At 51.8% G+C, this 16,419-nt stretch carries 7 protein-coding genes; 3 read left to right on the top strand and 4 right to left on the bottom strand.

What is annotated here, in order from left to right; translation table 11 throughout:
* Positions 1-387: 387 nt before the first annotated feature.
* From OIM03_00905 to OIM03_00890, 4 genes are all read right to left on the bottom strand, one after another.
* Positions 388-744, bottom strand: a complete 357-nt coding sequence (locus OIM03_00905; protein HJI72841.1) for a cupin domain-containing protein — start codon at positions 742-744, stop codon at positions 388-390.
* 12 nt (positions 745-756) lie between these two features.
* Positions 757-1,650: an AmmeMemoRadiSam system radical SAM enzyme gene (gene amrS / locus OIM03_00900; protein ID HJI72840.1), complete on the bottom strand. Its 894-nt coding sequence runs from the start codon at positions 1,648-1,650 to the stop codon at positions 757-759.
* A gap of 23 nt (positions 1,651-1,673) precedes the next feature.
* On the bottom strand, positions 1,674-3,026 hold the full coding sequence (gene amrA / locus OIM03_00895; protein ID HJI72839.1) for an AmmeMemoRadiSam system protein A: 1,353 nt from the start codon (positions 3,024-3,026) through the stop codon (positions 1,674-1,676).
* A 156-nt stretch (positions 3,027-3,182) separates the two neighbouring features.
* Positions 3,183-3,833, bottom strand: a complete 651-nt coding sequence (locus OIM03_00890; GenBank protein HJI72838.1) for a nitroreductase family protein — start codon at positions 3,831-3,833, stop codon at positions 3,183-3,185.
* A 259-nt stretch (positions 3,834-4,092) separates the two neighbouring features.
* On the opposite strand from OIM03_00890, the gene OIM03_00885 reads away from it, so the two are divergent.
* The 3 genes from OIM03_00885 (at position 4,093) to OIM03_00875 (ending at position 16,397) form a co-directional block, all read left to right on the top strand.
* Positions 4,093-4,683, top strand: coding sequence for a nitroreductase family protein (locus OIM03_00885; GenBank protein HJI72837.1), 591 nt, complete (start codon positions 4,093-4,095; stop codon positions 4,681-4,683).
* Positions 4,684-6,194: 1,511 nt separating this feature from the next.
* Entirely contained in the window at positions 6,195-9,287 is a 3,093-nt protein-coding gene (locus OIM03_00880; protein HJI72836.1) for a hypothetical protein, read from the top strand.
* A gap of 828 nt (positions 9,288-10,115) precedes the next feature.
* Positions 10,116-16,397 (top strand): hypothetical protein, encoded by a 6,282-nt coding sequence (locus OIM03_00875; GenBank protein HJI72835.1) that lies wholly within the window; start codon positions 10,116-10,118, stop codon positions 16,395-16,397.
* Positions 16,398-16,419: the final 22 nt, after the last annotated feature.

Genomic DNA, 16,419 nt, shown 5'->3' with positions numbered 1-16,419 from the left:
GGGAAGTGGCGCCGTTAGGCGACGAAAGGGGTGCAGTAAATAGAAAAGGACATCAGCGGTAACAACACAAATGTCTCATAAGTTGGTGTACGGGGCGGAAACAGCATTTCTCTCAAGGCGTCAGCCTTGGTTTTATGGTTTTCAAAAGGGTTGATTACCACGCAGCAAAGCTGCGGCTGTATGACTTCCTCTGCCTTTCTTTTCAGCCCGCAAAGTTTAAAGATTTCATGATACGGGGGTAAAATGGTATTTTAAATTTGATGATTTGGGGGTAAAACGGCATTTTAAATTTCGTGATTTGGGGATAAAATGGCATTTTAAATTTCATGATTTCTGGTTCCGCCATCTAAAAAGCCCCGCAAATGCGGGGCTTTTCCTATCTTACTTTTATTCTTCCTTCTTATCCAGATCGTACAGGATGAGTCCGATGAAGACGAGGTTTTCTTCTCCTATGTTTTCGATGCCGTGGGAGTTTCCGTTTTCACAGCAGGCGGAGTCGCCCGGGTTCATTTCGTAGGTTTTGTCGTTGTCGGTGTAGAGGGCTTTGCCGGAGAGGATGTGGTAGATCTCGCGGTCGCCCTTATGCTTGTGGACGCCCATGGAGCAGCCTTTTTCGAGGGTGGCTTTGACGAAGAGGCGTGCGTTTTCGCGGAGGGTTTCCGGGCCTGCGATGTGCTCTAAGATGATGCGGCCTTTTCCGCCGTTGGCGTGGTCGATGATGGTTACGGGTGGTTTTTCGAGCATGATGGGTCTCCTTTACGATTCATTGGTCCAACCGCGGCGGAGGAGTTTCAGGGTTTCTGTATTTCCTATGTTGACGTGGCGGAGGGATTTCCTTGCAATATTTCCGAGCCTGACGAGGGTGTCGACGGGGGTCGGCGGCAGGTCCTGCATGCGGAGGCGCGGGAAGAAACGGGTGATATGGAGGGGAAGGTCCGGGCTGACGGAGGCGAGCCAGACGGAAAGGTCCTCGAAGGCCTCGGGGTCGTCGTTGACGCCCCGGATGATGAGGCAGGTGATTTCGACATGGGAGACTTCGCTGGCGCGGACGATGGTGCGTTTCACGGTGGGAAGGTCTCCGCCCCAGGAGCGGTAGAGGTCCGGGTCCCATGTCTTGAGGTCGATGTTCCATGCATCGATCAGGGGAAGAAGGGCAGTGAGCGGCTCTTCGTTCACGCAGCCGTTGGTGACCATGGCGTTCACCATGCCGGCCTCTTTGATGAGGGGCGCGGTGTCACGGATGAATTCGTAGGAAAGAAGGGGCTCATTGTACGTGTAGGCGACGCCGATATTTCCTTCTTTCCTTGTGGAAATAGCAAGGTCCAGGACGTCCTTGGGCGTCATGCGGCGGAAGGCCGGTTCTGCCTGGGAAATTTCCCAGTTCTGGCAGAAGGGGCAGCACATGTTGCAGCCCATGCTCCCGATGGAGAGGATGCGCGAGCCCGGATGGAAGTGGGCGAAGGGCTTCTTCTCGATGGGATCGAGCGCGGCGGACGTGCACATGCCGTATGTGACGGCGCGGAGCAGCCCGTGGTCGTTCAGGCGCGTGCGGCACCAGCCCCTGTGGTTCAGGGGGATCTGGCACTCGTGCGGGCAAAGATGACAGACGATGCTGCCATCGGCATTTCTTTCATAAAATACAGCTTCCATGATGCCTCCGAAAGGCCGGAGGATCAGTAGTACCTCCGGACGGTGAAACGATACATTTTGACGGGCTCATCGGCTCCGATGCCTGCTTTCCTGCGGGCGATTTCGACCTGTTCATGAGGATCGGTGATGCCTGGCAGGTCGGGGAGGAGAAGGCCTCTTCGGAATCCTCTTTCGACGATGACGCCGTAGATTTTCGGGTTAAGGTCGCCTTCCGAGGAAATGGGCTCTGGTGCGGAAAGGACGTCGACGGAAATGTCGAGATCGTCCAGTTCGTAGGGATTGACGGGCGGGAAACGCGGGTCTTCGCTCGCCGCGGCTTTTGCGTTATGGATGATTTCCTCAGCCGCTGAATTTCGGACGGGAAGGATTGTCCCGATGCAGCCACGGAGGGCGCCGAATTCGTGAAGGGAAACGAAGACGCCGGCTCTTTCCTTGAGTTCTTCGGGAATGTCCGCTGGCGGCTTGGGAAGTGTCCCTGTCTTCAGGTACTCGGCGATCGAGTCCCTGGCCAGGCGCACGCGGATATCATGGGCTTCTTTTCGCCCATCTACTTCTTCGGGCAGGCAGAGGCAGACGCCGTAGCCGACGCCGAAGGGGCCTTCGTGCGAGAGGATGGGGATGGACCATTCCTTGCCGGAGAGCGCGCCGAAGAGAAAATAGACCGAGGGCAGGCCGCACATGCCGATGCGTTCGATGAAATCATCGGTCATCGTGAGGAGCGGCTCCATCGTCTTTCCTTCGAGCGCCTTCATGACGCCCCTGTCGAAGACGATGCCGTCAGGGCTGTAGCCGTTCGGCGAATCCTTCGTCAGACGGTGGGAGAGGTCGCCGGATGCGATGATGGCAATGCGCCGGCCCAGCTTTTCAGCGCAGTTCGTGACAATTTCTCCAAGCACCTTGTTCATGTCGTAATTCGTAAAGCAGGGCGAGAAGAGAAGGACATTTCCTTTGAAACCGGCTTCCTTCAGGAAGTACATCGGGACGAACATGCCCCAGTCGATTTCAATCTTACGTCCAAATTTCTTCGCTGCCGCCTCATCCATGCGGAAAAGCGGGATGACCGGTTCGGCTTCCTTCATGACTGTTTCGGCGAGCTCCTGGTCGACGGTGAATTCCATAGAAAGCTCAGGGTGGCCGAAGTACATGAGATCGCCTGAGAGGTTTTCCTTGATGAAAATGGCAGGCCCGCTCGGCAGGCAGAGATTATGCGGAGACATGACGACGACCGTCTCCGGAGCCGTTTCCATGATGAGTTTCATGGATTTTTGGACCGCGTCCATCGTCTGCTGGATCTTCTTCGTCTCCTTCCCGCCGATCTCGGGAACCATGATAGGCGGATGCGGAAAAAGCCCCGCAGCCGTCAAAAGTCCTTTCATACGACGCCTCCTTTCGGGGAATAAGAATCTTTCTGTTTTCTTCAGTGTAGCCCTAATGATGGGAAAAATCAAAGGGGAAGGGTGCGGATCCCCTGCACAAAAAAGGATGATCCTCTTTGTGAGAATCATCCTTTGTAGGAGTTCGGCTATCGGTATTTATTCTGCTTCAGCGGTTTCCTGGACTTCGTCCTTCGGCTGCGGGTATTCGCCGCGGTATTCTACGACTTCAGCCAGCGGCTTTCTTGGCATGGCCTTGATTTCCTTATCCGTGTAACCAAGGGCGATAGCTGCGACCATTTCGCCGTCAGCGTGGAGCCATTCCTTCAGTTCGTCATATGCGAAGAAAATGTTGCAAGTCCAGAGACTTCCGATGTTTCTGGCAGTTGCTTCGAGGCACATATTCTGGATGGCTGCACTGATGGACTGGATATCAGCGAGTTCCATCATGTACTTGTCAGACGGGTAGGACTGACGATAGTCCATGCCCTTGGTATTCACTACGAATACAATGACCGGTGCCTGTTCCAGGACGCGTGCTGTATAAATAGCAGAAGGAATGAATTTGTCATATCCCTTGCTGAAAATGGCAGTCTCATCGCCTTTACGGTTGCGCATGATGCCCTTCTTCAGGCACTTCACCATAGCTTTTCTTTCTTCACCACGGATGATGATGAACTTCCATGGCTGTTCATTCTTTTCTGACGGAGCCCACGTAGCGGCTGTCAGAATCTCGTCAAGATCTTCCTGTGCGATAGGTTTCTGCAGGAAATGACGGGTACTCCTTCTTTTGTAAATTTCCTCAATCACTCTTAAAATCCTCTTCTACCGGAAAAATTCCGGACTCCTCCATTAAATACAATATAAGGATAATTATATGTGTTCTTTACAAGAAAATCAAGTCTTTAGACCAATAGTCAATAAGATAAAATTCCGCCGGTATCGGACCCGGCTTGGAAGGGGGCGGAAGGAAATGACAGAGACTTTGCATATCGGGCTTTTTCATTTTTACGGTCCGGGTGTATAATTAAAAAATATGAACCCGAGTCAGATGAAAGGTGGAAATAGTATGTACAACGTGATCTTCAAGAGAAGAAGTGTCAGATTCTTCAAGAGCAACCCGATTTCCAAAGTGGATATGAGAGAAATCCTCCGCGCAGGCATGTGGGCACCGTCCGCAAAGAACCGCCAGCCCTGGAAATTCATCGTCGTCAGAGGCAAGAGCAAGGATGAAATGCTCGCCCTCATGGAAAAAGGCATCGAACGCTCCGAAAAAGGCGAAGGCGTCCTCGCAGGAAGCCCGGACCTCTACACCAACTCACGCTTCACCCTCAAATGCATGAAAGAAGCATACAATATCGTATTCGTCGTCAACCCGAACGGCCGCGACATCGAAGAAGAATGGACACCGGCAGACAAGATCCATGAACTGAGCGACGTCCAGGCCATCGGCGCAGCAGCCCAGAACATGGCACTCCAGGCCACCTCCATGGGCATCGGCAGCCTCTGGATCGGAAACATCTTCTTCGCCTACGAAGAACTCACAGAATGGCTCGGCAAAGGCCAGATGGTCCTCGCCATGGCATTCGGCTACCCGAACCACAACCCATGCCCGCTCGCCAGAAAGAGCGAAGACGAAGTCATCGAAGTCAGAGACTAAAAAAGACTACTATATAATGTATAAAAAAGGGGCTGTGACAAATGCAATCATTTGTTACAGTCCTTTTTGCGTGGGGAAGGAAACATAACTCGCTCCCCTCGCCATCCAGAGCCCTGACTTTTTCGAGCGAAGCGAGGTTTGCTTGTTTTCCCATTGCGAAGCAAGGAAGTGGTGTTGACCTTCCCAGACGGGGAAGGTGTCCGGCCTCAAGTACTGATGCCGGACGGATAGGGTTGATTATTCATTGGGCTTTAAAATATGAAACGGTTTCATCGAGCACGGTGAGGTCGTCCGGTTTTATGGTTTTCAAAGAGGTTCATGGTTTCCTCCCCAATCTCCTCATTTGTATACTTTCGGATAGTATCTTCTGGATTTTCCATCTGTTATAGTCGTATGCAGGAAGAAGGAAACCCGGGTTTCATCGATTTTCAATGCGGCCGAGAGCTGCCGGCCGCGCACCGCTCTCTTTCAATCGATGACACCATAAAAGCAGCTCCTTTTTCCTTTTTTTATTGCAAAAAAGGGCCGGAAAGTCATTGAGATTCAGATACAGATAATATAAATATTAAACATAGTTTGAAATTATAAACTATTAATTATAATTATATTGTTATCCGCCAAAAACCGCGAAGAAACCATAGGAAATGGGGCTATGTATATTTGACAGAATGGCCATTATCTGATTCACAAAAATGGATGCTGTAATTGAGAATGCACCTAGAAAATGATTTCCGCTTTCAGTATAACTATATGTCATGCATGGGCGGAATAAAGGGATGTCAACCTTGTAAAATGATAGAATACGGCTGTCTTAAAATGGATACTTTAGCGCGTTAAATCTGAGAATGAACAAAATCGGGAATTATTCCACTAATAGAATTACGTCTATTTACTTATATACTTTTGGTATATTTAAATATCTAAAACTTGTGGTAATATAGAGGTGGATAAATTTATCAAAGTTTATCCGTCAAACGTATAAGGCTGTAAAGGGATTGATTCCCCACGGGATGTAAACGCCCTGTGTCAAGCCATATGGAAGGGCGTGGTGACAGATATCTGTGGAACAGACATCATTTCCGCAAAAGAAAGTGCGGACCGGTAGAGAGACGCCGGGGGGATCACAATAGCTGGAGGGCCTTTACAAGGTGCCAGCAGCACGCAAAACGCAAGACCCTTCTTCCGCTTCCGGGGGGAATCCGAAAGAAGGCATCGGGGGCTTTTCCTGTTTTATGGAGACTCGGAGAACTGCATCACGGAGCGGGGGCTCCGCGCAGAACTTACGCCATGAACGAGGAAAAGAATCAAGAGCCCGCGCGCAAGCGCGGGTTTTTGATTGGGCAAAAAGATGGAGCCCTGGATATAGGATTTCCTTTTGAAATCGGTAAATGCATAAAAAATGCATAATGTAATATCACTTGAGTTAAGGGTACAATTGCATGTATCGAAATAAATAGTATTACTCGCCTGCGAGGGAGGCTGGCGCTGGAATGCTTGAGGGGGATTAAATTATGAAAACGAATGAGAAATTGGTGCGGCTTGTACTGGCCGCAGGCATATTAAGTCTTGCGGGAGGACTCTCCCCGGCAAAGGCAGCTGTCGTGACGGGAGAGAGCGTGACCGTCACGTCCGGCACGGACAATGCGTATGGCGGAAAGGCAGCATCTTCTGACGATACGGTCACGGGGAATACGCTTTCCCTTTCCGGGACCGCATCGCCATCCATTGCGGCCGGCGGGTATGCGGAGGAAGGGATAGCTTCCGGCAATACCCTTTCCATTGCGTACCATGCGAGCGCGGGCACAGCATACGGCGGTTATTCTTCCTCAGGAGATGTCACAGGAAATCATATTTCCATGACGGAGAAAACGTATGTGACAGAAGGCGCTTATGGCGGCTATACAGGAAGCGGCACAGCGTCGGGAAATACGGTCGCCTTGACGGGTACCGATGACAGCGGCGTCTTTCTATCTGACGCCGGCATGGTGGCAGGCGGCTATTCAGCCAATGGAAATGCAGAAGGAAATCAGGTCATCCTGACAGACGATGTAAGTGTCAAGGACAAAGTGTACGGCGGTTTTTCCAAAAAAGGCGACGTCAGCCAAAATACCGTCACCATGAGCAATAGCTCTCTTTCCATTGACGGGACAACGCGCGCTGTGTACGGCGGCTATACGGCTGACGGCAATGCGGAGAGAAATGAAGTATCCATCGATAATAAATCCTATGTCAGCGATGCCTATGGCGGATATACGGGAAATGGCGATGCTTCCGGCAATGCAGTATCTGTCAAAAATACGTCCATCCCTGATGCTAGTGGCGGCGTCGCGGCAGGGATAGGCAGCGCCAGCTCCAATACGGTCACTTTGGAAAACAGCATGATCAACTCTGTAGCAGGCGGCAGTGCAAATGAAGGAGATGCCACTGGCAACACGGTGACGCTGGTCAATTCAGGTGCTGCTATGGTATACGGCGGATCTGCAAATACAGGAAATGCATCAGGAAATACAGTGACAATGACCGGCGGGACTGGTAATGGTATTCTTTTCGTCGTCGGGGGCATCGTTAATGGGTCCGGCGATGCTTTGGATAATCACGTTACCATCACCAATCTCACTAAAGATACCCAATTCATGCCCGGCATGCCCGGTATTGCAGGCGGCGTGACCATGGACGGAAAAGCGGAAGGAAATACGCTTTCCATCACGCAGGATAATGGCACGGTCATCAACATGGCGGATGATCAGGCGCCCATGTACGGCGGCTATGCCAGCGAAGGCGCTTCGGGAAACAGCCTCAGCCTCGGCGGCAGCGACTTGACGGCCTATGACCTTTATGGTGGCTTTACGGTTTCAGGCGATGCCGTTTCCAACAGCGTGAGCATCAACGGGAGCACCGTCACGGGAAATACGTACGGCGGGTATACCGCTTCAGGAAATGCGTCGAAAAATACGGTCCTTCTGACGAATGCTGCCGTGGAAAAGGATACAAGCACAGAAGAGGCAGAGTCGCCGGCCGTCTATGGCGGCTTCACTGAAAGCGGGGATGCTTCGGAAAATACAGTCACCGTGGATGGAGGTACAATCAGCGCCAGCCTTTACGGCGGATACACGAAAGAGGGGGATGCCTCCGGGAATACGGTCAATATCCAGAGCGGCACCATCGGAGGAAGTGAGGAGAGCATACTTTCCGGCGGATACAGTGAAAACGGGACGTCCGATGACAATACCGTTACCATCACGGGCGGCATTCTTTCTTCACTCCTTAGCCTCTACGGCGGTTACAGTACCACAGAGAGCCGCGGCAATACGCTGAACCTTTATACAAAAGGAAATACCATCGAGAACCTGGGCTATTTCCAGACATTAAATTTCTACGTCCCTGCCGGAACAAGCGCCGGAGAGACGATGCTTGAAGTGACCGGCACGGCCGACGTTTCTAATGCGGCAATCCGCGCAGGCGTCGAAGACACGACAAAGCTGAATCCGGGAGAAGTCATCAACCTGATTCATACGGCAGACAATCCGATCGTGACCGACGGCACCACATACAGCATGATGAGCGGAAAGGATACGGCCATGGACGCAGGTTTCCTTGAAAGAAAAGTGCTTATCAGGAAACAGGATGCGAATACCATCGTCCTTTATGTGCCGGAGGACAGCACGCCAGCCTTGAATCCGGATACGAAACTCATCCCTGAAAGCCGCGAAGCCGCTGTGGGCGCACTCAAAAACGCAGCGGATCTCATTTCCAAAGATGCCTACGATGCTGCTTCTGCCGCATGGGAAGACCATGACGTCAAAGACCATTTTGTGCCCTATGCCGTCATCGGAGGACACAACCTCCGCTATGAGACGGGTTCCTATGTCGATGCGGACGGCCTTGCCGCCAACGTCGGCTTTGTCAGGAGAATCGATCATAAGGGACATACCGACACCGTCATGCCGTTCCTTGAATACGGCAGGAGCAATTACACAAGCCACTTGGATAACGGAGCCAGAGGCGACGGACGGGAGCACTATACCGGTGCCGGCCTCCTCCTTCGCCGTGATCTGGCGGATGGCCTCTACTACGAAGGCGCTCTCAGAGCCGGATACACCAAGGGCGACTTCCATGGCATCATTGCGGGTGCCATGACCAGGTACAAAAGCGGAGCGCCCTACCTTGCCGCGCAGGCAGGCCTTGGCAAGATTTATACCAGGGACCGCGACACTTATGATGTTTACGGCAAATTCTTCTATACACACCTTGGCAGCGACTCTGTCACCCTGAAAAGCAGCTTCGGCAGCTCGAAGTATGACTTCGGTGATGTCGATTCCTACGTCACGAGACTGGGCCTGAGATGGACAAGAAACTTCGACACCGTCCGCGCCTTCTACGCAGGCATCGGCTGGGACTACGAATTCGGCGGAAAAGCCAGCGCATATTACCAGACATACAGGACCGACAGCCCGTCCATGAAAGGCGGCAGCGGCTTCCTCGAACTAGGCTGGGAAAGCAAGATCGACAAGACACATCCATGGGGCATAGACCTCAGAGCCACAGGCTGGGCCGGAAAACAAAGAGGAGCAACGTACTATGCAGCAGTGAGCCATAAGTTCTGATTCACTAGGTATTTAACTCGTGCAGAACGAGTGGATTTAAAAAGGACCCGTCGAGGGTCCTTTTTAAATTGTCAGACTACGCTGACGAAACCAGAAAACCGCGGCCTTGCCGCGTGAACTGCACCCCTTTCGGCTCCGCCACTTCCCCCGTGGGGGCAGCCGGTACACCTTACCGTAGTACTCACTTTTCAAGGGCGAGTCCTTTTTTCGTTGTCAGACTGCGCTGACGACACCAGAAAACCGCGGCCTTGCCGCGAAAAAGGATGCTTCGCCTATCGTAAATGCACCTCTTTCGGCGCATGCGCGCCACTTTCCCCTGACGGGGACAGCTTCCCAAGGTATAAAAGAAAGAGCTCTGCGCTTATTTGTTTGAAACCTTTCGTAAATCCCTCCTACCCCCCTTTCGGCTCCGCCACTTCCCCCGTGGGGGCAGCCGGTACACCTTACCGTAATACTCACTTTTCAAAGGCGAGTCCTTTTTGCGTTGACAGACTACGCTGACGAAACCAGAAAACCGGGATTTGGCAGTAAGAAGGATGCTTTGCTTATCGTGAAATGCCACTCTTTCCTTTCCTCCCTCCCCAATTCTTCGCTTCTACCCTCAAAAATTTTTATTTAAGTATTAATTATTTTATTAAATATTATAACGAAAATATTTCATTAAAATAAATTCGTATTATATAATATGGTAGACAAAGTCTTGTTTCGTATGGGAAACGGGCAGGACAGTGTAATGATTTCTCTTGGAAGGCTATAGGGTTGGAGAGGATTCGGCGTCGTGTATGGCCGGATTGCGAGGCTCCAAAGGTTTGGGAAGGAGAATTGAATATGGGAAAGAAGCGCAGTGCATTGGCCGTATGGGTCATGGCGGGACTGTTCAGTCTGGGCTTCAGCGGGGCTCCGGCTATGGCGGAGACGGTGACAGGGATTACGGCAGGGACGGTTGATCCGGAGACGGGTGCTGTCACGCTGAAGACAGGGACGTTTTCGAATGAGGACGGATCGTTTACGGAAGGTGAAATCTCGAAAATAGAGGGCAGTGCATCATCTGGCAATACATATGTATTGTTCGGCTCAGACTATACGGGGCAGGGCAGCCATAATATTGTCTCCCTGAGTGGTTCGGATACCACGCTTTCACCCGGCGTCAGCAATGGCAATGTGTCCGGCATCGCTGCCAGCTATGTTCCCGGGGCTTATTATACGAGCCAATATGGATCGACTCATGAAATTACCCTTGATTCATCAGTGAAGGATGCGAATAGAAATATTCTGTCCATCACGGATGGGGCTGTTGTTGATGATGATTTAGCAAACGGCTCTTATTATTTCACCAATTTTGCCGGCGGTGTATCGGAAATAGGGACGGCCAATGATAACAAGGTCATCGTGGAAAATGCTGTGCTGAAAGGGAATACCTCTATTGTCGGCGGACGGAGCCAGACTATCGCAAAAAACAACTCTGTCGTACTGACGAATGCCGGATCGGATGGGACAAGCTGCCGGTGGACGGTCATCGGCGGTGCCGCTGAGCTCTCTGGCGTTGATGCGGATATCGAGGGGGCTGCGTATGATGCTTCCACGCTGGATGAAAGCCAGATGATGGCCAGCGGCAATACAGTCACTATTTCCAGCGATGCAGCTATGACCGGGACTGCCGCAGCCTATAACCGTGTCATTGGCGGTGCGGGACTGGGCAATGTGACGGGAAACAGCGTGAAGGTCAATTGGGATGAGGGTGCGGAATCGCAGGCCGCATCGAGCGCCAAGACTTCCATCGCTCAGGCGGACGGCGGTATAGCCGGCATAGATACCAGTACTGGAGATTATAATACGGATGATTATTACCTGATCGGCAATGCCGAAAACAATACGGTATACCTGAATAATGTGACAGTGACGGGCATAGAGACTGTCGGCAGGTACAATACCTATTATGATTCCGGTGCCGTTAACGGCGGCCTGGCATATGGCATTGCCGGCGTCAATGGAGCCAGCGGCAATACCGTCTATCTGGCAAATAGTACCGTAAACAGCGCTGCTTACGGCGGCTATATGTATGCAGAAAATCGGGGAGACCTGGTCACGGATACCGATGCGAATACGGCGGCCGTGACACTTCCCATAACAGTGAATAGTGCGGATTCAGAGATTACCGTCACCACGCCTTTAGCGGCCAGTGCCGGTGTCAATAACAATGCATTGCATGTCATAAAAAGCACACTGACGGGCGGATCCGCCGGCGGCATGATGAACGCGGACGACCTTACTGATTTATCAGGAAATACGGTAGTCAGTGTCAATAACAACGGTATCACGCTCAGTGATGGCAGTACGGCATCCTCTTATCTGTACGGCGCCTATTTGGAGACAGGGAGCATTGCGGATCTCTCTGATGAGGCTAAGGTCGGCCTTGATGGAAACAGCATCGAAATGACAGGCGAAAGTAGTGTCAGCCGGAATATGTTCGGCGCCTATTTGGAGACGGACAGCATTACGGATCTCTCTGGCGAAGCTAAGGTCAGTATCAATGACAACAGCATCACGCTCAGTGATGGCAGTACGGCATCCTCTTATCTGTACGGCGGCTATTTGACGACAGACAGCATTGCAAATATTTCTGAGACGTCGGGCATCAGTGTCAATGGCAATCATGTGTCTGTCCAGGACAGCACGGTAAAAAGCACGGGAAGCAGCAACCGTATTTATGTTAACGGCGGATACTTGTATGCCGGTGATATCACGGGCTTCTCTTCCGAAAATGTGACGGTCAGTGACAACAGTGTCACCGCGGTAAGCAGCACTCTTGGAGCCACAGTCTATGGCGGCTATTTTGAAACGACGGAACATGAGAAAGGTGTAGATGATACTGCTTCTGCAGATGCGATTTCTGTTTCCGGAAACAAGGTCACACTTCTGGATACGTATGTCGACGGCGATAATGTCTATGGCGGTTATGGGGTAATCGATAATAATACGGCTGCTTCCGTCGTGCTCTCTCCTGTCAATGTCAATAACAATACAGTGGATATTTCCTTTGATACACTGATGGATACAATGGCACTCTACTATGTTTACGGCGGTTATACATCGCTGGGCAATGCGGACAATAATAGCGTGAGCATCTCGGGAATTCAAGCGGAAAATGGATCCAATATACTGACTATATACCATAACGTCATAGGCGGGAATAGTTCGTACGGATATTATGGCGGCAATGCGGAAGGCAACAAAGTTTCGCTGAAGAATGTCGATTTTTACCAAGCTGTATATGGCGGTAAAGTCGGTACTGATTTCGTTGCTGATCCAGATAAGGGCCTTGCGGGTATCAGCGGTGTCAGCGGCAATACGGTCGACATATCTGACAGCGTATTTAACGGATTCGAGGACAATAACTATGTGTATGGCGGTTATTTGAGAGTGGGGTCTCTGCCGGATGGAGGAACGGCAGAAGAAACAGAAGATGGCATAAAGGTCACCTACACAAGCGACAATAAAACGATATCGTATATACTGCCCAAAGCGTCGAGCCCAGGTGTCAATCATAATACAGTCACTTTGACAAATCTGAAAAACGAGAGAAAAAACATTGGCCTTAATGTCTACGGCGGCAAGGAGGAGTATGTTTCCGGCGAAGAAGCCTTTGACTCTGTAACGGCGAATGACAATAAGGTAACTGTCTCGTCCACGCTGGATCAGGCATCGGTCTATGGAGATGTCTATGGCGGTGCTGTGGCAGAAGGCGATGCGGATAGAAATATCGTAAGTATTACAGGGGAATGGCTTTCTCAGGAAGAAGGTCCTGCATCCAATATAACAGTCACTGACGTCATTGGCGGGAGCGCCGGATACAAGGAAACCCTGCAGGAGAGATGTCTCCTGGGCAATGCAGAAGGAAATACGGTCACTCTGGAAAATGTCCAGGCAGAAACTGTCTATGGCGGCAAAGCGCAGGGCACCTTTGTCAATGGTGCGAGCGGAAATAAGGTCACCATGGTAAACAGCACGGCATCCGCATCATTATTTGGCGGATACCTGTCCCTTCCCGACTGGTTGTATTTGCCGACAATTTCCGATTCCGATGGTGCACAGTCTGTTACCTATGAAGAAGATTATTATGGTGCGTATACGACGTATACGCATACTGTTGAAAGCGCAGCGAGTGCCGGGGCCAATAACAATATCGCAGGAGTCTCTTATGATCTGGAAACGGCAGCAGACTACAGAGAGGCAGTGGGCGGCTTTGCAGAAGTCGGTTCAGCCAATGGGAACACCCTGGTGATGGAAGGCAGGCAGCTGGATGACGGCACCAATATGACAATCGATGCAGGCGATTATAGTGATGAAAGTCTTGTGCTGGTACCCGGCATGGATGTGGCTGCTGCAGGCGGCGCTGCCTATATGGGCACGGCCAATGAAAATACACTGGCGCTGACAAATACCACCCTGAAAAATAATGTCGCTGGCGGTCTGGTAGGCATTACGCTGGCGGCAGATGATGATGAATGGTATTACAAGACCTATGAATTATTTATGGTGGATACCGTGCAGGCCAATGAGAATAAGACACTTCTGACAGATGTGCTGACAGAGGGTTCATCTATCAGCGTATACGGCGGCTATGTGGCACCTACGGCAGCAACCGCCCTTACGCCAGTTCAAGAGGATGACGAGTGGGTTCTCCAGGCAAGGGAGAACGCCAGCGCCAATGAAAATATCCTGCAGATTGTCCAGACAGTGGACAAAGACGCATCGTATAAGGATGTCCTGGGCGGCACCACTCTTTATGGAGAGGCCAATGGAAATCAGGTCATCATCCAGGGTACAGAAAAGGGAAGAATCACAGCAGCTCATGTTGCCGGCGGATACACCGGCGGTACCCATGCAGACAGCAATACAGTCTCCCTGGCCAATGCTGAAGTCACAGGCAGCATTATCGGCGGGACAACGGTTCTCTCCACGCAGAAAACGGTTTATGGTTATGATGAAGATGGCTATGTAGATAGTACAACACCATATACATCAGCACTTTCCTTTGCAGCGGAAGGAGACCAGAGCGCTAAGGGAAATATCGTATCCCTCGCTAATGTCAGCGGAGGTCTTGTCCTGGGCGGTATGGTCATGCAGGGCACGGCCGAGGGCAATGCGGTCACACTGGCTGGCGGCTCTCAGGCTGGTGACGTCTATGGCGGTATTTCCGGCATAGGCGAAGCCAAGGTCAATACAGTCACCATTTCCGGCAGCACGGCAGAGAACGTCTACGGCGGCGCAGCCGGCATCCTGGGCACAGACAGTGCAAGCATTCGTTCTGCCCTGAAGAGCAGCCTTCCGGTTTTGGAATATGATGAAAAAAACAATGGTTATTACGGCGCAGAAATTGATCCGGACGTGGGTTATATTTCCGGAACTACTTTTGAAAATATAGCAGTTGTGCCAGATGCAGAAGAATCTGCCATCAGCGCCAGCGGGAATACGGTGAATATGGTCAGCGGCACGGTGGAATCTATCTACGGCGGCTATGCAGCAGACTCTCTCATGGATGAGGCAGCAGCCGAACCGACGGAAGAAGAGGCAGCAGAGACAGCGTATGGCATCATGAGCGATGAGGAGGGTGAAGGCACCACCTACGAGAGCGGAGCTGCTTCGGACAACACCGTCAACTACTACGGCGGCACGGTCAGCCAGAACATCATCAGCGGCTATTCCCAGTCCGGCGAAGCCAATAACAACACCGTCAACCTGTACAGCGGCATGCTGAGTCTCCTTGGAAACCTCTATGGCGGATACAGCGAAAGCGGCAGTGAAGGCAGCGGCAATACACTGAACGTTTATACCAAAGGAAACAGCACAGGAAATCTGGACCATTTCCAGAGCTTGAACTTCTACGTGCCTAAAGGAACGACAGCCGGTGAGACCATGCTGACCGTCACTGGCCAGGCGGACGTCTCCGGAGCTGTCATCACGGCCGATCCATCCGGAATCGAGAGCCTCAAGCCGGGCGAAACCGTCGGCCTCATCCATAGCGATAACGATATCATCGCAGAAAACACCACCTACGGCCTCATCGGGGACAACCACATCACCGACGAAAACTTCATTTCCTATACCATGGATATCGCAAAGCAGGACAGCAATAACATTGTCATTTATATCCCTGAAAACAGCAAAGGGGTAATCAACCCGGACACCAAACTTCTGCCCGAAAGCCGCGAAGCGGCCACAGCCGCATTGAAGAACAGCGCATCCATCGTGACAGACAGCGCCTTTGGCGCAGCAGCATCTGCATGGGATGAGAGCGGAAACGGCGGCACACAGTTCATGCCGTATGCAGTCGTTGGCGGAAGCGATATGCGCTATGAAACAGGCTCCCACGTCAGCGTCACCGGTCTGGCGGCGAACGTCGGCTTCGTGAAGAGAGAAAAGAAAGACGGACGGACAGACACCGTCATGCCATTCTTCGAATACGGCAGGAGCAACTACGCAAGCCACCTGGATAACGGAGCCAGAGGCGACGGCAAACAGCACTACACCGGCGCCGGCATCCTCTTCCGCCGCGACCAGGCGGGCGGCCTCTACTACGAAGCCGCTGCCAGCGCAGGCTATATGAAAGGCGACTTCCACGGAAGAATCGGCAGCATGAACGCCAGATACGAAAGCGGCACGCCATACATCTCCGCGCAGGCAGGCCTTGGCAAAGTCTACACCAGAAACCGTGACACCTACGACATCTACGGCAAATTCTTCTGGTCCCACTTAGCCAGCGACTCCGCATCCATTGTCAATCAGAAAGGCACCACCCAGTACGACTTCGACTCCGTCAACTCCTACGTCACAAGACTGGGCATGAGATGGACAAGAAACTTCGACCAGGTCCGTTCCCTCTACGCAGGCATCGGCTGGGACTACGAATTTGACAATGAAGCCAGAGCCAGCTACAAAGCTTACTCCACACCGAGCCCGTCCATGAAAGGATCGAGCGGCTTCTTCGAACTCGGCTGGAAATCCAAGATCGACGACACCCATCCATGGGGCGTAGATGTAAAAGCCACAGGCTGGGCCGGCAAAGAAAAGGGCGCCACCTACTACGTAGGAATTGGACATAAGTTTTAAATAAAGAGAGTACTTCCTGTAA

The sequence above is a fragment of the Veillonellaceae bacterium genome, from assembly GCA_025992895.1.
Classification (GTDB): Bacteria; Bacillota; Negativicutes; order Veillonellales; family Dialisteraceae; genus Dialister.
Note: the sequence above shows the minus strand (reverse complement) of the source record. Positions and strands in the feature narration are given on the sequence as shown.

What these genes read in the sequence shown, in the direction of transcription:
- amrA (HJI72839.1), bottom strand. Translation starts at nt 3,026, where the DNA reads ATGAAAGGACTTTTGACGGCTGCGGGGCTTTTTCCGCATCCGCCTATC.
- OIM03_00905 (HJI72841.1), bottom strand. Translation starts at nt 744, where the DNA reads ATGCTCGAAAAACCACCCGTAACCATCATCGACCACGCCAACGGCGGA.
- amrS (HJI72840.1), bottom strand. Translation starts at nt 1,650, where the DNA reads ATGGAAGCTGTATTTTATGAAAGAAATGCCGATGGCAGCATCGTCTGT.
- OIM03_00885 (HJI72837.1), top strand. Translation starts at nt 4,093, where the DNA reads ATGTACAACGTGATCTTCAAGAGAAGAAGTGTCAGATTCTTCAAGAGC.
- OIM03_00875 (HJI72835.1), top strand. Translation starts at nt 10,116, where the DNA reads ATGGGAAAGAAGCGCAGTGCATTGGCCGTATGGGTCATGGCGGGACTG.
- OIM03_00880 (HJI72836.1), top strand. Translation starts at nt 6,195, where the DNA reads ATGAAAACGAATGAGAAATTGGTGCGGCTTGTACTGGCCGCAGGCATA.